Source organism: Microbacterium sp. W4I20 (assembly GCF_030816505.1).
Classification (GTDB): Bacteria; Actinomycetota; Actinomycetes; order Actinomycetales; family Microbacteriaceae; genus Microbacterium.
Genome location: NZ_JAUSYB010000002.1, coordinates 26,567 through 45,502, shown reverse-complemented (window position 1 = coordinate 45,502; position 18,936 = coordinate 26,567). Strand labels below are relative to the sequence as shown.

Annotated in this window: 19 protein-coding genes and 1 pseudogene; 9 read left to right on the top strand and 11 right to left on the bottom strand. The window is 65.0% G+C overall.

Going from position 1 to position 18,936, the window contains the following annotated elements:
* The first annotated feature begins 101 nt into the window (after positions 1-101).
* Complete coding sequence (locus tag QFZ21_RS20575) at positions 102-377, top strand: hypothetical protein (RefSeq protein ID WP_307381510.1); 276 nt, start codon at positions 102-104, stop codon at positions 375-377.
* Between the two features lie 624 nt (positions 378-1,001).
* Here QFZ21_RS20575 and QFZ21_RS20570 read toward each other — a convergent pair.
* From QFZ21_RS20570 to QFZ21_RS20535, 8 genes are all read right to left on the bottom strand, one after another.
* On the bottom strand, positions 1,002-1,382 hold the full coding sequence (locus QFZ21_RS20570; RefSeq protein ID WP_307381508.1) for a DUF4913 domain-containing protein: 381 nt from the start codon (positions 1,380-1,382) through the stop codon (positions 1,002-1,004).
* Positions 1,375-3,120 (bottom strand): type IV secretory system conjugative DNA transfer family protein, encoded by a 1,746-nt coding sequence (locus QFZ21_RS20565; RefSeq protein WP_307381506.1) that lies wholly within the window; start codon positions 3,118-3,120, stop codon positions 1,375-1,377. The genes QFZ21_RS20570 and QFZ21_RS20565 overlap by 8 nt, the downstream gene beginning before the upstream one ends.
* A complete protein-coding gene (locus QFZ21_RS20560) occupies positions 3,120-4,343 on the bottom strand; it encodes an ATP/GTP-binding protein (RefSeq protein WP_307381503.1) in 1,224 nt (407 codons plus the stop codon). The genes QFZ21_RS20565 and QFZ21_RS20560 overlap by 1 nt, the downstream gene beginning before the upstream one ends.
* 458 nt (positions 4,344-4,801) lie before the next feature.
* A complete protein-coding gene (locus QFZ21_RS20555) occupies positions 4,802-6,286 on the bottom strand; it encodes an SCO6880 family protein (RefSeq protein ID WP_307381500.1) in 1,485 nt (494 codons plus the stop codon).
* Between the two features lie 13 nt (positions 6,287-6,299).
* On the bottom strand, positions 6,300-7,505 hold the full coding sequence (locus QFZ21_RS20550) for a hypothetical protein (protein ID WP_307381498.1): 1,206 nt from the start codon (positions 7,503-7,505) through the stop codon (positions 6,300-6,302).
* Positions 7,506-7,618: 113 nt separating this feature from the next.
* Positions 7,619-8,383, bottom strand: a complete 765-nt coding sequence (locus QFZ21_RS20545; protein WP_307381495.1) for a hypothetical protein — start codon at positions 8,381-8,383, stop codon at positions 7,619-7,621.
* A gap of 13 nt (positions 8,384-8,396) precedes the next feature.
* Positions 8,397-8,678 carry a hypothetical protein gene (locus tag QFZ21_RS20540; protein ID WP_307381494.1) on the bottom strand — a complete coding sequence of 94 codons (282 nt, stop codon included), beginning with the start codon at positions 8,676-8,678 and terminating at the stop codon, positions 8,397-8,399.
* Positions 8,675-9,328, bottom strand: a complete 654-nt coding sequence (locus tag QFZ21_RS20535) for a DUF6668 family protein (RefSeq protein ID WP_307381490.1) — start codon at positions 9,326-9,328, stop codon at positions 8,675-8,677. Before QFZ21_RS20535 ends, QFZ21_RS20540 begins: the two co-directional genes overlap by 4 nt.
* Before the next feature lie 315 nt (positions 9,329-9,643).
* Here QFZ21_RS20535 and QFZ21_RS20530 point away from each other — a divergent pair, with 315 nt between their 5' ends.
* The 7 genes and pseudogenes from QFZ21_RS20530 to QFZ21_RS21145 form a co-directional block, all read left to right on the top strand.
* Positions 9,644-9,943: a hypothetical protein gene (locus QFZ21_RS20530; RefSeq protein WP_307381488.1), complete on the top strand. Its 300-nt coding sequence runs from the start codon at positions 9,644-9,646 to the stop codon at positions 9,941-9,943.
* Positions 9,940-11,031, top strand: coding sequence for a D-alanyl-D-alanine carboxypeptidase family protein (locus QFZ21_RS20525; RefSeq protein WP_307381486.1), 1,092 nt, complete (start codon positions 9,940-9,942; stop codon positions 11,029-11,031). Before QFZ21_RS20530 ends, QFZ21_RS20525 begins: the two co-directional genes overlap by 4 nt.
* A complete protein-coding gene (locus QFZ21_RS20520) occupies positions 11,028-12,512 on the top strand; it encodes a hypothetical protein (protein ID WP_307381484.1) in 1,485 nt (494 codons plus the stop codon). Before QFZ21_RS20525 ends, QFZ21_RS20520 begins: the two co-directional genes overlap by 4 nt.
* A gap of 14 nt (positions 12,513-12,526) precedes the next feature.
* A complete protein-coding gene (locus QFZ21_RS20515; RefSeq protein ID WP_307381482.1) occupies positions 12,527-12,829 on the top strand; it encodes a hypothetical protein in 303 nt (100 codons plus the stop codon).
* A gap of 369 nt (positions 12,830-13,198) precedes the next feature.
* Positions 13,199-13,516 (top strand): hypothetical protein, encoded by a 318-nt coding sequence (locus tag QFZ21_RS20510; RefSeq protein ID WP_307381481.1) that lies wholly within the window; start codon positions 13,199-13,201, stop codon positions 13,514-13,516.
* Positions 13,517-13,809: 293 nt separating this feature from the next.
* Positions 13,810-14,049, top strand: coding sequence for a hypothetical protein (locus QFZ21_RS20505; RefSeq protein ID WP_307381478.1), 240 nt, complete (start codon positions 13,810-13,812; stop codon positions 14,047-14,049).
* 553 nt (positions 14,050-14,602) lie between these two features.
* Positions 14,603-15,031 (top strand): annotated as a pseudogene (locus QFZ21_RS21145) (hypothetical protein); the annotation flags it as partial.
* Positions 15,032-15,055: 24 nt separating this feature from the next.
* Here QFZ21_RS21145 and QFZ21_RS20500 read toward each other — a convergent pair.
* Positions 15,056-15,349: a hypothetical protein gene (locus QFZ21_RS20500; protein ID WP_307381475.1), complete on the bottom strand. Its 294-nt coding sequence runs from the start codon at positions 15,347-15,349 to the stop codon at positions 15,056-15,058.
* A gap of 193 nt (positions 15,350-15,542) precedes the next feature.
* On the opposite strand from QFZ21_RS20500, the gene QFZ21_RS20495 reads away from it, so the two are divergent.
* Entirely contained in the window at positions 15,543-16,595 is a 1,053-nt protein-coding gene (locus QFZ21_RS20495) for a hypothetical protein (protein WP_307381473.1), read from the top strand.
* A 1,018-nt stretch (positions 16,596-17,613) separates the two neighbouring features.
* Here the strand turns inward: QFZ21_RS20495 and QFZ21_RS20490 are convergent.
* A complete protein-coding gene (locus QFZ21_RS20490; protein ID WP_307381470.1) occupies positions 17,614-18,234 on the bottom strand; it encodes a hypothetical protein in 621 nt (206 codons plus the stop codon).
* Positions 18,234-18,905, bottom strand: a complete 672-nt coding sequence (locus tag QFZ21_RS20485) for a ParA family protein (RefSeq protein WP_307381467.1) — start codon at positions 18,903-18,905, stop codon at positions 18,234-18,236. The genes QFZ21_RS20490 and QFZ21_RS20485 overlap by 1 nt, the downstream gene beginning before the upstream one ends.
* Positions 18,906-18,936: the final 31 nt, after the last annotated feature.

The window sequence follows — 18,936 nt, the reverse complement described above, 5'->3', positions numbered from 1 at the left end:
GAGTCCGGATTACCCCGACCTATCTCGCCCCCTGCGGCGTACTCTCTTCACACCCGAATCGTCAGATTGCCGCGTTCACCAAGCGGCGGAAGGCGCACCTCATGAACATCACCAAAGTGAGCTTTGACGGCCAGACGTTCCTGCTGGATCCCGACCAGAACCTGTCAGAGACGAAGAGGGCCATCGTCTCGGCAGCACGTGACGGCTCCGACTTCGTGGACTTTAGAACCATTGGCCACGGAACGGTCAGCCTGCTCGTGACACCCCACGTCCCCGTTCGCATCCAGATCATCGACCGCACGGAAGAACAGATAGATCGCATGCAAGCCGAACCGCCGCCCATCGACGCATCTGAGTGGAAAGAGTGGGACTACTGACGTACGGTCTCATCCCCAAGCCGGCAGCGGACTCCACGCGAAACCGAGCAACTATCCGCCGCGGTAGGAGCGACGAGCCGGAACGCCCTCAGGGACGTGATTCACGATCAGTTCCATAGTCGGTTCCGGACGCCGGGCAATGCCGACCAAAGAGCTAGATCAGGCCCGATTGCATCGTGGCGGTCCACTGGTCGACGTGGCGTACACGCGACATCGCCTGCAGATTCCTCTTCCGTGTATCGGCTCACCGAAAACGGGAGCATCCACGGCGGCTGCCGAGGTGGCTCATGAATCGTCCTCGGGTGTCTCTGTCGGGATGAACCACACGCGGGCCTTCTGTGCCTCGTGGCGGTCGTACCGGGCTCTGGCGGCTTGTTGACGCTGCTGCTCGCGTGTGCGGGCTCGTGCAGCTCGACGGGTGCGCCGCAACAGGCCAACGACCCCCACGCCGACTGTGGCCGTGACCACGCCGGCTAGGTAACTGAGCAGTTCCGGGGGCATCGTATTAGCGGGGGCAGTGAGATGGGTGTCTTCGGCGGTCGGGTCATTCTGTTCCTTTCGCTGGTGGGGACTGGTGCCGCTCATTCCGTCCTCCATCTCTTCCGATTACTCCCGGGAACGTGGTCAGACCAGGTCGGTCATTTCTTCCGGTGGTGGCAGCTCGCTCGGCCACTGCTCCGGCAGCGTCCGCTCCCGGGACACCTTCTCGATCCGCCAGAAAGGGCCATCGGTGGCGGTGATGAGCGGCATCGCGGTGTCGAGGTAGTCGCGGAAGAACACCGCCATGCCCGTGGGGCCTTCCAGGCGCAGGAACTCCCAGGCCCGCCACAGGGCCTCGAATCGGCTCAGGACCTCGGTGTACTCCCACCAGCGGGGATCCCACCGGGCTTGCGTGACATCCCGTTTCCAGTGGGGCAGTAGCCAGTGTTCGACCCACATGTACACGTTCGGGTAGTACGTCTCGGCCTCGGGCTCATCCTGGGTTTCGTCGTCGTAGTCAGACATTCGATGGCTCCTTGAGATGCCCGCTCTGGACGGCTTGCGCTTCGTAATATGCGCGGCTCGCGGCGACTTTCTCGCCGTAGGGCTTTGCCGACCAGTGTTCGAGCGCGAACAGCGTCGCCGGCTGTGTGGAGGGGATCATCACCGCGCGGCCGCGCGGCATCGCTGCGAGCTCCGACACGTCGAAGATCCGCTCACGGCTGATGCTGGTCGTCGTCGACCGGCCGCCGCGCTGCTGGGTGCTGGTGCGGTGGACGACGTCGTGGTCACCGATCAGCTGCGACAGGTGCGGCAGGAATTTATCGTCTGCGAGGCCGCTGCCCGAAGCGCGGATGTTCGAGGCACCCCAGAGCTTGTCCATGCCGTTCACGCCGAATGCTTCCACGCCCTGCTGCCAGGATTGGAAGAACGTCGAGATGATGATGCCGCGGCTGCCGTAGTGCGAGTACACGTCGGGCAAGTCTCGCCACCGGCACACGTTCGCGGCTTCATCGAGAACGGCCATCAGCGGGGTGGCGAGACGGCCACCAGGCATCCGGGAACCGACCTCTTCTGCGGCCGTGAGGACCGCCATCGTCAGCGCTGCGGTGATCGCCCGGGCGCTGCCGCCGCCCTCGCGAGAAATCGCGTAGACGGTGTCGCTAGAGGTGACGAACTTGTACGGGTCGAAGTGCGGCCGCCCCTCGGTGTCGGTAATCCACGGGAGCACCTTCTTGTTCGCGAGCACGCCACAGATGGTCCGCATGGTGCCGTAAATGCCGTCACGCTGCTTCTCCGTGAGCGTCTGGGTTTTCGCAAGTCCCATCGCCTGGGTGTAGTCGTCCTCGACCAGGAGCACCGAAGGATCTCCGATCTCCGGATCTTTGCCGCTGGGATCCATCGCCCACAGGTAGACGTCGGTGATCGGGCGACCGGTCACCGCGGCGGTGAGGAACAGCCGCGCGAGCGTCTCGCGGCCGGCGGGACCGAAGTACGCATCCTCCTTGGCATCCGCAGCCATCGCGGAGGACACGAACACGTCGACGAGTTTCTCGGCACGCTCGAAGTTCGTCACGAACGACAGCGGGTTCCACCACCAGGTCGGCTCTGCGCCGATGATGTCCTGCACGTCGTGGATCCAGATACGGCCGATCTCGGAGCGGGGCCCGCGGGTCAGGTCGACCAGGTCTCGCTTGTTGGTGGTGCCGAGTACCGGACCGCTGGTCTCGAGGATCTGGGGCACGCACACGCAGCTCGTCTTGCCCGCGCGGGGGCCCATGAGCCAGATCTGCACCCACTCCCAGGTGCTGAACAGCATCCTGCCGGAGGGAACGTGCCGACCGAGAGGCACGCCGTCCGCGGCGCCGCCGGCGCCGAGGCGGGCGGTGTCCTCCGCGACCTTCTTCTGCGTCATCTCCTCCAGCTCGCGGATCTGCCCCATCGATGACGCCTTGTGGTCGACGCGGGAACCGGCGGACCGGCGCCGCAGCGCCAGGGTCGCGATCGCAGCAATGGCGACCCCCAGAACGAGGAGACCACCGACGAAGATCATCACCTGTAAGGGCGCTGGCGGCAGCTGACCCGTGAGCACGGCGCGGAGGACGGTGAACGGATCGCGTCGGTTGAGCTCGTCGACGCCGGGGTTGGTGAGTGCCGCCAGCCAGCCGAGCATGCTGACGAACATCACGACGGCGACCAAGGCGCCAAGCGCAATCCACCCGGTGTCGGCCCCGAGTGGCTGTGCGCGCCGATTCGGGCGCATCAGGCGGCCTCCTCCAGCGTCTCGGTGACGCGAACCGCGTTCTGACGGAACCGCTCGGCGGCATCCGTCCAGGCTCGGTTCGTGTTGTTCACGTCCATCTCTGCGGGCGTGAGTTCCAACTCGAACGGGGTACCTGGCTTCTTGCCGATCTTGAGTAGGAACTTCCCGCGACCGGGCGGGATCGCCTGCTGGCCCGTGTGCGGGTTCAGTGAGCCGTCCGCGCTCCAGTCCATGATCATCGCCTTCTCCCGCGCCGACATCGCGAACACCTGTTCGAGGTTGCCCATCTCAGACTGCGCGAGCCCGCCGATGAACACCATCGCGGACCGGGAAACGAAGCCCCACGCGATTGTCGTCAGCTCATCTGACGACAGCTTGAGGTCATCCATCGTGTGGGTGATCATCGCCTGAGCGATACCGCGCGCACGGTTCAGACGGGTGAGCGCGTCGACGAAGAACACCATGGCGGAGCTGGCGCGCAGCATGCGCCACAGCTCATCCATGACAAGGAAGTAGTGCCGGCGAGGGCGCAGCTTCGCATCCGCGAGGTACTTCTCTGCGTCGACGACCGCGGAACCGAACGACCAGGTCACGGCCTGCACCGCGGCCTGGAGCGTCAGGTCGCCGTCATCGATCGATGACAGATCGAACACGACCGGTCGACCGGCCTCGATCTGCACGGTGCTGTCTCCGTCGAAGATCGACCCGTATACACCGGAGGCCGTCAACGCAATGAGACCGTCGACCAGCAGCTCCGTGCGCTCCGCATACCGTTCCGCATCGCCGCGGTCCTGGGCGATTGCCGCGAGACGCGGGTGCCGATCGCGAACCAGCCGCGCCAGGTCGCTGATGCGCGGCTGCCGGCCCTCTTTCTCGATGTCGAACTCTTCATCGAGGATGCGCAGGCCCTCTACGACCAAGGAGCGCTCTTTCTCGCTGATCCGAGCATCCCGGCCAAGCTCCAACAGGCCGGTGACGAGAGTGGACCGCCGCCGCTTCATGGCGTCGATCGCTTCCCTCCGAGGCGCATCGCCGCGCACGGCGTCGTCGGGGATCTTCGCAAGCTCGCGCAGCAGCTCGCTGAAATCGAGGATATTGATGGTCGCCTGGCCAGGTCCCAGATGGAACACCTGACCACCTTGCGCGTCGATCAGGTCAACATAGTCCGGCTTCGTGTCGCTGAGCACCATCGGGATGTGCCCCCACGCCTCGAGGACGGTCACGATCCGCCGCACTAGAGTCGACTTTCCAAGAGCCGGGCGGCCGAGAACGAAGCACGAGGGCTGATTGATCAGATTGGCGAGAAACCAGCTGATCGGGTCCGCACACACGACGGTGCCTTTCAGCAAGTTCTTCCCAAGCGGGACGCCCACGGGAAGATCGCTGGACCCAGCGATGAACGGCCACAGGCCGCACACCTGGACCGTGGTCCCCTGAGCCTCCGGCAGCGGCTCAATCCACGGCATCCGGCCGGTGCCACTCGTGCGCCACCCGCGCCGACCAGCCCTACCCAGCGCGCGGCGCCGCTGCGTCCGCGTCCGGTCGAGGAACTGCAGCCACCGTTGCAACGGGGTGACGGCCGGGGGCCGCATCTTCTTCTCCAGCCGCTGCGCTTCCCGCGCGGTCAGCCGCAGCTCCCCCGGGACGGCGTCCTGTCGCCTCTGTGCTCGCGCCATCGTCATCACAGCCAGTCCCTAATCTGATCGGGCAATGTCATGTGCTCCGGAAGCACCACACCCAGGGGCAAGCCCGCGAGGAACGCGACGTCCTCGTTGCCGAGCGCCTCACGGATCTTGAGCCGCGCCTGGTTCGTCAGCGACGGGATGACCTTCTCCAGCCGGGGGAACTCGTCATTCGTTCGGCACGTCGTGGTGATGATCATGCCGAACCGGGTGAGCCCAGCACCGGCAGCTTCCTCTTCGGCCGCTTTGTTCGCGAACCGGATCCGGTTCTTCTGCCGCGCCGTCGCCCGCTGCTTTGTCGACGAGTTGAACTGCGCGTTGTTGATCTCCGCCTCAATCACATCCGGGGCATCCCCGGCCGGGATCGGACGGTACAGGATCGTCACCCGCTTGCGGAGGACGCCCTTCGTCGGCTCGAACGCCCGGCGCAGCGCCGTCGCGTAGAACTTCGACCGCGGCCCCTCGTACATGGTCCACGACTTCGACACGCCACGGTCGTGGTAGTACCGGTCGTACTTCGCCTCAGCGAACGCCGGGCCCGCCTCCTCCCAGGTGAGGCCCGTCCCGCCCTCCTGGCGGGCCTGCTCCACACGGGCGGCCACCGTCGGGTCATAGGCAACACGGGTGAAATCAACGATGTCTTGCGCGTTGCACGCCTGCACAGCGTTTCCGGCACCGGTCATCCCCAAAGAGGCCAGAAGGACGGGGAGTCGGTTTCCGATCTCATCCGCCATCTCCTGCACGCCCCGATCGGGACCGCTCGAATCGATGCCCGCGCCACTGAAGGTCAGAGCCAGCCGCGTGCTCAGCTGAGGCGCACCACCAGAGATCTTGTCTGCGAGCCCGCCGACCACGGCAGTGGAGAAGTCGCTGCCGTGGGGAGAGACGTTTTCCGCGACCATGCGCCGCAGGCGAAGACCGGAGTCAGGAGCGCTATCGACAGTCACCGAGGCGCCCACAACCGCATCCTCCACGCCCAGCTGTGCAAGCCACCCGCCCCAGTGCGCCACTTGCCGATTGACCCGGTCCTGGTCAACGAGAGAATCCCCATCGGGGAAGCACTCGATCACCACGGTGTAGTGCTTGGCCGAGGGAACCCAGATCATTCCGAACGGGTTTCCGTAGCTGTCGGTGTGCTCGCTGAGCTTTGACGCACTCAGCAGGCCCGGCAGACGGAAGGTGCCGTCGGGCGTGCGTCCCGCCGGTCCCGCGACCAGGAGGGTGTCGCCCCGTCGCTCCGCCCTCCGGAACGCCATGCGGTTCGCCGCGCGGCGGTACCAATTGCGGCCCTCCTTGACCGTCACAACGGTCACCACGGCGGCAGCGATGCCGAGAACCGTGATGATCCCGGCAGCAAGCCACCACCCCCGCACGATGCACCCGATGAGCACGAGAGCGAACGGAATCGACCCGAACGTGATACCCGCACCGAGCCCGCCGATGCCGAGCTTGGCGGGCATGACGATATTGCCGTGCTCCACCATCGTGGTGTCATTGCTACTCATCGTCGGACCCCTGTTCGTCGATTCCGTCACTGCTCTTCGATGCCGAGCTGCCGGCAGTGTTCATCGCGGATCCGGCAGCGTTCCATCCGGCGGAACTACCGCCGCCGCTCGAGGTCTGAGCCCCTCCACTGTCCCCGCCCGCCGTCGAAGCGCCACCCGGGCCCGCCGACTGTGACGCGGCGGCCGACGTGCCGGCCTCCGTTGCGGTCGCCGCACCGGCACCGCCTCCCGCGGCCGCACCACCCCCGGCCGCTACGCCACCGGCTGCCGCAGTCGAGGCACCGCCGGCAGCAGCTCCAGCTCCACCCGCCCCGACAGCGGCACCAGCGGCTGGAGCAGCCGCCCCACCGGTCGCGGCCACTGCCCCGACCATGACGACTGCAGAGCCCGCCGCTGCGACCCCGGCGACGGCTGCGCCGCCCGAGAATGCGTTGGACGTTGCAGCGGCCGCCACGGGCACGAGGAACTTGATCAGCGCAGGAAGCGCCAGCGCTGCCATGCCGAGGATGACCATCGCGACACTCGCGTTGTAGATCGACTTCCCGATGTCGTCGAGGCCGTCGATCACGGGCGGGTTCTTCATCTGCATCATGCCGAAGGCGTAGATGATCGCCGCCACGGGCTTGAACAAGATCACCGCCAGAAGCCAGCCCTGCAACTGGCGGAACGCGTTCGAACCCATCTCCGTTCCACTACCCGCTGCGACAGGCGGCAGCAGCGCGAACATCACCGACGCGAGAGCGCCCTGCACGACCATGAACAGCACATTCACGAGCGCGCCCAGCAGCCCGATGACTGCCAGGAACAACCCGCCGCCAGGGTAGATGAGCATCATCTCTGAGAGTGAGAGCATCCCCGACAGGCTCAGATCCTCCCCCGTTGCTTTCTGGATGATCCACGGTGCGAACTTGTCGCCCGCGGTCATGAGACCGGCGAACGCGACCGCGTAAACGCCCGTGACCAGGATCAGGTTCACGAGCATTTTGATCGAGGGGAGGCCAGCCTTGAAGTCGTTCTGGATCGCCATGCGTCCCAGGCCCAGAAGCAGTCCGATCACCGCGATCGCGGCCGTGTACCAACCCATCCAACTGTTGATCTGCCCGATTGACGGGGCGGTCACATCCGCGGAGGGGATGCCGACCCAGAACGAGTTGATCCATCCGAGGAAGTCGATCAGCAGCTTCCAGATGTCCCTCACGAAGTCGGTGAAGGCGCTATTGGCCGCATTCCCGATCCCCTCCCCCGCCCAGCACAGTGGATCGAAGCCGTCGCAGCCTTCGTCGTCTGGGGTTGTCGCGATGGAAACAATCATTACGCGGCATTCCAAGCCGTGAAGCCGACGAGATCACCGACCGATGGGCTGAACGGGACACGTTCGACATCGACCAGCCATGTCGATGTCGAAGAGTCCCAGACCATCGCGAAGGACACGAACGCGGTCACATCGTCGGCGCCTGCGCTCTGAGTTAGGCCAATACGAATAACGACCTCATCCGGTTCCACACTTTCGAAACGGAAGCCCGAGATCTGACCTGTACGACCCGGCTCCTTCGGTACACCGAAGCTCTCGACTTGCTCCTCGATGAAGTTGGCCCGACCCTCGTTGTCGACTGCAGATGCCTCGACGAACGCCTCGAACGAGGCAGCGTCGGTGCTCCCCTGCAACCCACCCATGAAATTGGCAGCACCAAAGAGTGCTCCGGTTGGGGAGTGAGCGAAGCACCCCCAGAGAGTCTCCTCAGACTTCACCGGGCCAAACGTCGACGATTCCGGCACGAGCAGGAAGCCCCGATTGACCCACTCGGCATCCGGCCCTTCCGTTGGGATGCCCGAGCCTGTCGAGAGGTCGCAGGTGGCCCCGTCCGACGGCGGCTGCGACTCATCACCGGTCGGCTGCGAGGAGGGCGCCGAGGGCGCGCTCGAGGGAGAGTTCCCGTCCTCTGGTGCGTTCCTCTCTCCGAAGACGAGCACCAGCACGAGAGCGGCGACGACAGCGAGTACCAAGATCGCTGCCGCCAGCCACCACGCGTTGAACTTGACCAGGCCGCGGCTGTTGTCGCTGTTCTCGTCGCTCATGATTTATCTCCGATCAGCCGGTGAATGTGGCGATGATCCCGCCGGCAGCGCCGACGAGGACACACACGATGAGCGCGATGACGAGGCCCTTGAAGCCCTGGATCTCGCGGCCCGTGAACGCGGCGAATGCGAGGTATCCGGCGCTGCAGAGGAACCCGGCGAGGCCGAGGATGAGTGCGCCCCACGCGAGCCAGTTGATCAGGGTGGACACGCCCTCTGTGCCTGGAGGCTGTTCGGGCTCTGGGTTGGGCAGGACGCCCGTGGTCGCGGTTGCGACCTCAATCAGAGTGTTCATTTCTTTCCTTCCGTGAATGGAGTCTGGGCAAGCTTGCGGATGCGGCTGATCGCCCACCGGACGCGGGGTGATGATCCCTTGAGGGAGGACTCCGCCAGGCGCCATCCCTCAGCCCAAGGGATCCGCCAGCCGTGCGGCGTCATTCGGCCGATGCGCTCGATCGATTTCAGCTGCGCTTTCGCGAGCTGAGGGCCGTCGTCGACGAGGACGATACCGAGCAGGCGGCCACCGGGTAGAGTGCCCGCCGCCCAGGCGCGGGCGAATCGCTCCGCTGCCTGGAGGCCGCGGTGGTGCGTCCGGGCTACGGCGACCACGTTGATCGGCATTCCGGGGAGAGACGATCTCGGCCACGCGATTCGCAGCTCTCGAGCGGCCTCTCCCGGCAGGTCAGATGCTTGCTCCCGGATCAACCCGGCAACCGTCGAAACGCCCGCGCCGCCGTGGAGGCCCAGGACATAGACCAGGGCGCCCGGTGTGACGCGCTCGACCGGATGGTCTGGGTCACCGGTACGCACCACCGGTGGCGCGTGCTCCGGCGATGCCGGCCCCTCGAACTCTTCACCGCGCAGCTGGTCGACGTCGGTGTCTGTCAGCTCTCCGGTGCGAACGCGATGGAACGGGTTGACGCGGGTCGTCGGCGTGTCTGTCATCGAAGCCCCCCTCGTGTACAGGTATCAGTAGTGATCCTATAGTCTCGAATGAGATTCAAACACGAGGGTGTGGAGATGCTGAGAGCGTCGCTTGAGAGACGCAGAAAGTTGTGAGACATGACGCCGGAATCGCGATTGATCTGGATCGGCGCAGCCGCTCTCAGCCTCATCTTCACGCTAGCGGCATGCACGGACACGGCGCCTTTCCCTACTCCATCCCCGTCATCTGCGGAAACCTCGTCGTTTCAACCGTCACCGTCGAGCACTGCTTCGCCGCAGGCGCTCGAGGAGGGTGTGCGGGTCGCGGAAGAAGCTATGGCGACGTTCGCGGACCATGATCGTTCGTACGACGAGTGGTGGGCTGCGCTCTCCCCCATGCTTACCAATGACGCACTGGTGGCCTACGAGGGGACAGATCCGGCCAACGTCCGGCCCTCCCAAGTCACCGGCCCGGGCGAGGTCGCTAGTGCCTCGAATTTCAATCAGATGAGTGTCCTCGTGCCTACCGACGTGGGCCAGTACACGATCGACCTCATCCGCCAGGGCGACAACAACGCCAACGGCACGCCATCGTGGTTCGTTGACCGCCTTACCCCGCCGGCGGAACTGGGATGAAGAAACTCGCCGCCGCCGTCTGCGGCTTTCTCTTCATCCCTCTGATCGCGATCTTCGTCCTCGTCGCCTCATCGTGCTCTTCGCTCCCCGGCGGGAAGTATCCGACGATCAACTACGAGATCAACATCGACAACCTGCCCGTCGAGAAGGTCGGCACCTGGGAGGGCGAGCAGCTGGTCAACGCGGCCATCATCATGAACGCCGCTACCGAGCTGAAACTCCCCGTCAAGGCTCAGGTCATCGGGGTCATGACCGCCATGGGCGAGTCGTCGCTGATCAACCTCAACCACGACGACGACGCCACAAACCCCCACGGCTCTATTGCCGACGGCGGCGGACTCTTCCAGCAGCAGGTATCCCAAGGATGGGGCACCTGGGAAGAAGTCACACACCCACCGACCGCGTCGAGGACCTTCCTGAAACGGCTGATGGAGGTCAACGGGTGGGAAGCGATGGAGCCCTCCATCGCCGCTCACAAGGTCCAGCGCAACGACGACCCGTACCACTACGAGAAGTTCTACGACGATGCCGTCGACGTCGTCGCGGCCCTCGCTGGTGTGAGCATTGACCCCGGCACCGGTGGGAGCTCCGGTCAGTGCGCCAACCCGATCGGTAACACCGGCGACTTCCCTCCGGGCAAGAACCCACCCGGCCAGTGGGGCGGCTTCGAAAACGGCCGCATTGACGAGCGCCTTCTCGCACCCGTCCCTTGGGACGCGAGGCACAAGCTCCGCGCGGATGCCGTCACCGGTCTGATTGCGATGAACAACGCTTTCCGTGCCGAGTTCGGTTATGACCTCCCCATCAATGACGGCTACCGTGACTTCGCCAACCAGGTCAAGGCTAAGGAAGAACACGGCGACGGGGCCGCCGAGCCCGGCACATCGAACCACGGCTGGGCCCTGGCCATCGACATCGGCGACCGCAACCACAACGTGATCGGCTTCTCACATCCGACCTACCTGTGGATGAAGGCCAATGCGGGGTATTACGGCTGGCAGCACCCGGATTGGGCAGAGCCCGGAGGGCGCGGCCCGGACGAAGCCTGGCACTGGGAATTCTGGGGCATTGAGGAGAGCAGCGCATGAGTGACATCGACCTGACCACCGTTCCCCCGTACCCGGTCTACCGCCTCGAGGTAGACGCGGCTGGGGCCGTCACTCTCGACGGCGTTCCCATCGCAGAGGGCGAGGGCGCTACCGAGGAAGCGATCGACCACGTCGCAGCGGTCCTCCGAGATGACGGGCACGACGCTGTGCGCGTCATGGCCGTCACCCCCGAGGGCACAGACCGCATGGTGGTCGAGGCCGACGGAACCACCCACCTCATCGTCGACCAGGTGCACGACGGCAAAATGGCGATCGGCAACCGCCGCGTCAGCCGGCGCGCCGTCATCGCCTCCGTCGTCACCGTCGCCGGACTCGTGGTCATCGGCGCCGCCACGCCCGTGGCGATCGCACTGACTCGCCCCACGCCCACGCCAACCGCCACCATCGCACCGCCACCGGGCGCCGGCGAGCAGCTCGCCGTCCTCGCCCCTCCCGGCTACGACCAGACTGCAGCCTGGGCCGTCCCTATCCGCTCCAACACCACCCCGACGTTCCTTCCTGACGAGCGAATCGCGGTCACCACCGAAGGCGGAGATCTCCGCCTCCTCGATCCCGACACCGGAAAAACAGTGTGGAAAGGCAACGGTGCCCCACAAGGGGGGAACCAGCTCGTAGCCACCACCATCGGCGGGTACGACGTCCTCGCGACAGCTCGCTCCGGTGCTCTCACCGTCTGGCCGCTCTACGTCGACGACAGCACCGTCGACTCCGTCGACTACGAACTCCCCCGCGGCGCCGAGGTCAGCTTCCTCGGCACCGAACCCCTCATCGTTCTCCCGGACCAGACCGTGGGATTCGTCACCGCCGACGGCATCACCCGCCAGGACATTCCCGTGACCGCCCGCCCGGTGATGACCACCGACGCCGGCGTGATCGCGGTCGATGACACCACGATCTTCACCATCACCCCCGACGGCGACGTGTCCGGGGTCCCGTACACCCGTCCCGAAGGCGCCGGCCCCATCACCAGCCTCTCCGCGGCCGACAGCGACACCCTCATCATTGTGTGGGCCCCCGATGCGCAAAAAAATGTCGTCGGCCTGGTCGACGTCGCCACCGGAGACCTCTCCGCGATCGCCGACACCCGATCCGCCAGCGTCCGAGACGACACCACGCCGCTGCACGCCGTCGACGGCACCACCCTCACCTATGGCAGCGTCTGGATCCGGCACGGGACGAGTCCCAGCGTCCGCCCGCTGGGCACCTTCACACCCACCGCAATCACGGACACCCTTGTCTACGGAACGGACAACCGCCAAGCTGGCTGGATCAACGTCCTCGACGACCAGCCACAGGTGAGCCCGTTCACCACCCAGGAACTCCCGCTAGACCCGATAGCACCCAGCGGGATCACCCCGGCCATGGCCTGGATCGTCGCAGACAAAGTCGAAACCACCTACCTATACGCCCTCCCTCGACGAAACGGCCCCGGCGACCCGAACGCCACGCCCGCTCCCTAAGGATGCTGAACCGCATGCCTGATACCCGTGACCTTTACGACGACGCGGTCAACCTTGTACGAAACCGCACGCACCTCCGCGTCGTGGAGTACATCCGCGGGCATCCCGGCGCGTACGTCTCCGACATCCTCGAGGGGAGCGACACTCCTCGAGGGTCGCTCGGTCGCGTGCTCCGCGCACTGCTAGAGCTTGACGTCCTCACCATCGACGTCCCGCCAGAAAAGCGAGGCACCGGACGCAACTTCCGATACACCGTCAACGAAGTGCGTGTGCGACAGCTCCTCACCGCACTCCACACTGAACTTCTCGGGGAGTAGAGCTCAGTCGGATAAGGACTCGGCACCCATCCCGCAAGCTTGCCGCAGGGCTGGACGCGTGACTCGGAGAGGAAAACGTCGAACTGCCGCCGGCTCCACAGACAGCGCGGCCGCGAGGCCGATGCCGGCGGCCCCTTACGGCTCCGGCGACGACCGTCCAGATCTCTCACCGCGTATCCGTAAGCTGCTCGCCTCTCCCCCATGCGCGGATAGTGCGCGACAAGGGCGCAGCTCCCCGCGACCGCGACGCGCGCTGGCACCGCGCCGACGTCGTCGCCCTAGTCCGCCGTTCCCCCGAGCTCGACACAGCATCCGGGACACGCCGAGTCAATCCATAACGGTTATGGATTGGAGCCCCATGCTGAGCACATGGGAAGAGCGCTCAAGGGACAGGACAGGGCCCAGATCGCCGCGAAGCCGAACGGGCCTCTCGCGGAGGTCATCAAGGCCAACGCAAAAGCACTCGGAATGAGCCACGGCGACTACATCGTCGCCATCGCTGCCTACGCCCTGGGCATGCCTGAGCACGCCCCGCACCCGGAGTCCACTCTCGACACCCTCGACGGCCTCAACCTGGACGGCGTGCTGCTTCCCTCAACCGTCGCCGTGGCGACGCCCGCGCCGGTCACCGACATCCGCAGTTCGGCTCGACCGAAGAGGGAGCCGCGCCAACAGATCGCCAGCTAATGATAGGAGGCCCCGTCCATTGGACGAGGCCTCCGAGAGAAATCGCCGGACCTGAGCCGTCAAACCTTTGGTCCGGATAACCACCCCCATTGCCTGAGGAAGGTGCCTTTATGGTAACCCGTATGCCCGACACTCCGGCGCACATCTCGCGAGTTCCTCGCGTGTCGCGACCCGTTGCACGAGCTACCGCTCCTTCTCGCCTTTCCAAGGCCACGAACATAACGACGCATGTACCGCTTGTCCACCCGCGCGCCTGCCGGGTTAACGGAACATGCACCACTAGCGTGACGACCATGGCAGCCCAACGACTCCCCCGCGGAACGCGCGTCAAGCCCGTCCGTGTGAGCTGGCTCATCGAAGAGGCCAAGAAAGAGCGGTTCGAGGCTCTCGCCGCTGATGCTGGCGTCTCCGCCGCTGTATTCCTCGAGCGAGTCATCGACAACCTCGAGACCGAACTCACCGAGCTCGGCCTCCCGGAATGGTGGCCAGCACCCAAGACGAACCCGGAGGAGCTCGACATGTCCCCTGGATAGACCACAAAGGCCCTGGCACTTTGGCGAGTGCAGGGCCTTGAGGATGCGGCACTTCATCTGGATGAGCTTGGCGGCGAAGACCAGATGAAGTTGAGAACTGTTAGGACCGGTTGGCGCCGGGCCTTTGTCGAACCCCGGAAGGAGAGACACTCAGATGGTAACGCGAAGTGTGCCTTGGACACGAGCATTGACTCTCGAAGTCCCTTTCGGCGTGTCGCGCCCTTTCAGGCCCGAGTGCACCCGGTCTTCTGCTGGCAACCGCCAGGACCAGGGAGCTGCATACACGGCAACCATGAACTCCCGGGCGCAGCGCGCCCGGTATATCAGCCACCTCGACGCTGAGGTCACCCACCGCAGCACGTCGACCGACAATACGGACGGAGCGCACACCATGCCGCCGTAATGCATTAGGCCCCGCACTTGGAGAAGAGCGGGGCCCGGAAGCGTGTGAGCTCCATCCGACCAGAAGTTTGGCGACCGGCGGTCAGGTGGAGCGGAACTGAAACCCACCCCTTCTGTGAGGGGCGTTTGTTGTGCCCATCAATCGGAGGTGATGAGAGCCATGGTAGCCCGACTGCAGACCCGTCCGCAGGCAATGACGCTTGTCGACGCCTCCGGCGTGTCGCCGTTTACCCACGACGAGGCATGGGCCCTCGCCGCCCGCCTCTCCCCAAGGACACAGATCCGGGTCGCAGGCCGTGACGCATCCGGGACAGTCCTGAACGAGTACGACCGCCTCTGGCCCCTTAACGAACCGGCGCCCACAACTACGTGGGCCATGCTTCTCGCAGACGACAGCCTCCGCTACCGCTGGCTTGCCTTCGACTTCGATGCGTCCTCCGGCAATGCCAAGAAGGACGCCAGCACGATGGCGCACTGGCTCGCCGAACTAAACGTCCCGCACCTCGTGTGCATCTCCGGCCCGTCGGGCGGCCGACACATCTGGGTGCACCTCGACTCTCCCACGGACGCGAGCGTCATCCGCCTGGTCGCAGACCTGGCCAGGTCACTGCTGCCGTCCCTCGACATCACCCCGCTCGCCAACCCGTCCTCCGGCTGCCTTCGTCCACCCGGCGCCCCGCACCGCGCCGGCGGGCAGTCCACCCCGGTGGGCGATCTCCGCTACATCACTGAGCACTCCGCCTCCGAGGAGTTCCTGGACGAGCTCATCGCGCTGCTGTACGACCTCGGAGCCGAAGTTCCGGTCCGCGAGATCGCGCCGGCTAAGGGCATGATCACCGGCGCGGACGGACACCCGAAGATTCGCGGTCAGAAGCGGCCGCTGAGTATGCATGCTCACGGCGCCCTCCACGGCAGCCCGGGTGCTGACGCGTCGCACACGCTTTTCGTCGCGCTCACCGGCTGCGCACGAGCGCGGTGGGCGCTGTCTGATGTTCGAGAGCACCTGGAGGTCGCCGGTGGTCTCGAGTACGTGCGGACCCGCCGGGTCGGCCAAGTCCCGAGTGGCGCGGCCGGAGTCGAAGCAGGATCAGGTGCTCACGAGGCAGTGGATGCTCGCAGTTCACTGGGTCGCCGCGAACCAGATACGGCTCACCGGGGACGACTCCGAGTATCGCTCGCGGCTCGCCCGCGTCACCGACAGCGTCCAACAGGTCCAGGCGGCCGCCGACGCCCTCCCCGGCCTCTGGATGACCCGGAACCGGCGCGTCGGCGGCTCACACGCACAGCGGGCAGTCCTAGATGCGATCAGTCTCTACATGCTGCAGTCGGCCAAGCATGCCGTCGAAGCAGACGTGCGGCGCCTTGCGCTCGACACCGGCTACGGCCGCACCACGGTTCATGCCGCTCTCCGCGTTCTCGCCGAGGACGGCCGGTGGATCCGGAGAGTTGGTGTCGCGGAGGGAGCGAACGGCCAGCGATACCAGCTTGCGGAGCGGTTTTCCACAGAGGTATATGGATCAGACCGGACACAAGCGTATACGCGCCGTAGCACCGAGCCTCCCCCCGGAGCCCAGCAGGCACTCATCACCCAGCTCGGGACCAAACTGGGCTGCCTCGCTCATGACATCTTCTGCTCGCCCCACAGCCTCGGGAGGCTGTCAGGACTGATCTACCTTGTACTCCCCGAAGCTGAGGGTGGCAGCACCCTCAGCGACCTTGTGCTCGCAACAGGTGCGGACATCGATGTGGTGCGCACCCGGCTCCACCGGCTCCAAGATGCGGGTCTCGTGCGCTTGACCGATGAAGGCTGGCGGCGTTGCTTCGTTACTGTTCGCGACTTCGCTGCTCGTGCTCTCGGCGTTGATGGCTATCTGGCTGATCGAGCTCGCAGGTATGCCCGTGAGCGCATCATCTGGGGATGGTGGCTGAAAGAATTGGAGTGGATGAGCGCCCGGGGCAAGCCTCGCCGCGGAAAGTTGCCATCGTTTGCCTTGTTCCAGGATCCACGTGGCGGGATGCCGGCGTGGCCGCGCGCCCCGGAACCTCGAGCGACGAAAAGACTAGCGCGATGGAGCGACGCAGCCAAGCTCGTCGATGCAGGCGTTCTTAGCGGGCTACTCGACGCGAATACGACCGCTGCCTGAGCCCGCTCGCTGATGTCTGAACTGCCCCCCATTTGTCTGGCTGAGTGTTGTCCATGTTCGAGCACGCACCCGGAGAACCCCGGCCGAGTGGACGAGACGTGTTCGTGACGACTTCGGCGAAGCACTGGTGGGCATGTATATGCGAGGGTTTGTTTGCGGTGCGGTGCGGTGCGGTACCGCACCTCGAACGTGTGCTTCACTAATCTCGTCGCCCGCAGCCGGGTCGACCGTTCCCTCCTCATTGACTGTGCCTTGAACGGGTGCCTGCCGGTTGAGCTGCGAGATCAGCGCAGCGACGTCCCAGGTGACATCGAGACTCTGCGCTGGTGAGAGAAAGGCATCTGTGATGCCGGCACTGACGATCGAGTCGAGGGGCGGAAGTCGAAGTGTACGGCGACTGTCACTGCTGACGCCATGTAGTCCACGGAGCCAGGAAGCGCGACGATGAACATGACGGCGGCCGGAGCAGCACCCTCGTTGGGGATATCCTGCTACCTCTGAGCGACAGCGCGATGGCTCGGCTTGTCGCAGATTAGACCCCATTGAGGAGCACTGTCCACGTTCCGGCCAATAGCCTCGTTGACTTTGGAAGGAGACAGCAGAATCCCTGCGATCGATACCTTGGTTGTCCCGCCTGGCGGGATCGTTACGGATGCGCGGACGGGACTTGCGCCGAGCGAAAGAGTCACACGGTCGATGAGGTTGTAGAGAATCTCGTCGGCGTGACCGGCGGCGCCGGCAGCAGCTCGCGCATCTCGGGCGGCGATGGTCGCGAGAAGTCGCTCGTCCCCGCTACCCGTGATGAGTACGGTTGTGACGTCTGGTCGCGCGAGGATGCTCACGCGGTAGCGAGTCATGGTGCTTCATGCCGCTGGGAGTAATAACGGAACTGAACACTGCGGCCCGGAACTAACCGACCGACGAGCCCCTGTCGTCTGCGGTCTGGACTGACTCATCACTCCCCCTGCGGTACGGGCTCATACTTCGCTTATGTATAAGTCCATGTCACGACCGCGCGTCACTCCCCCGGTAAGAAGGCGTTGTACGCCTGGACCAAGAGAAAGTTCCTCGACGGCGCGCCGAGCTCTTCGGCCAGAGCCGACAACGCCTTCCGGTTGTTGATGGTGGTACGTATTGAGTGCGTGAACGTGGGCTCGTCATCTTCCGCGCGCACCGGAGACGCCGTCCGTGCTGAGCGCTCGAACAGCTGGATCGTCGGCTCGTCTTCCTCACCCAGTGCAGTCTTCACGAGCTGAGGCAAACGGTCGTATGTGCTCTCCACCGCCTTGAGCAGCACGAATGCGTGGCTCTTCCTGGTCTTCGCTCTGTAGCTCGCGAGGCGCCGGTTCACGCTCTCAGGCAGCTCCAGTATCAGCTGGGCGGGCGCGGACACAGAGGTCGGCGTTGCACGCTCGGGTACCGCAGCGGTCGCAGCTGGTTTGCGCTTCTGCGTCGGTACATCCTTCTTGGCTAGCTCGCTGCCTCCACCTGTGGAGATCGTTGCGTCCCCCTGCTCGACCCTAGGCTCGGCAGCTGCAGGCGGGTCTACATCAACCGGAGCGGCCTCGGCCGCCGTCTCCTCCGCCAAAGGCTGGACCCTGCTCGCCAGTTTCTCCGCCATGGTCATCTTGCCGGCCATCACGCCACCTTCGCTTCCTGGGCCCACGTGTTCATCAGCTCGAGTGAGACGCTCGTGTAGTCCGCGATGGCATTCCTGCTTTCGCGGGTGTCGTTGTACTGAGTGACGACCTTCCCCTCGAGCGGCATCTTCCTCATCACGGAGGCCTGCCTTACGTGGTTCTGGAAGCGCGGGATGCCGACTTCACCGTTAAAGAACGATCCCGTGTCAAGCGTCTCCTGGAAGGCTTCCAGTTGTGCGCGACCATCACGAGGATCTACTCGGTTCAGCAGAACTCTGTAGGGCAGCTTCCGCGGCAGTACAAACTGCTGAACTGTTAGCTGCACCGGTTCGATTTCCATGAATGAGGGGGTCAAGGGCGCGATGACGAAGTCGGTGACATCGAGGATGGCATTCAATACGTCTGCGTCGGCCAGGGACCCGGGAGTGTCCACGATGACCGTGTCGTAGTCGAGTTCCCTCATACGCACGAGCATTGAGATGTCGGTTTCGGTCGTGAAGTCGAACGGAAGGTCCTCTCCCGCGGCCTCCGCCCATCGCGTGGATGTCTGCTGAGGGTCGACGTCGATCACAGCCACAGATGAACCGCGCGCGAAACACGCGGCCAGGTTCATCGTTGTGGTGGTCTTGCCGATCCCACCTTTCTGCCCGACAATCGACAGAACTCTCATGGACTCTCCCTCTTGCTGCTATACCGCTGCC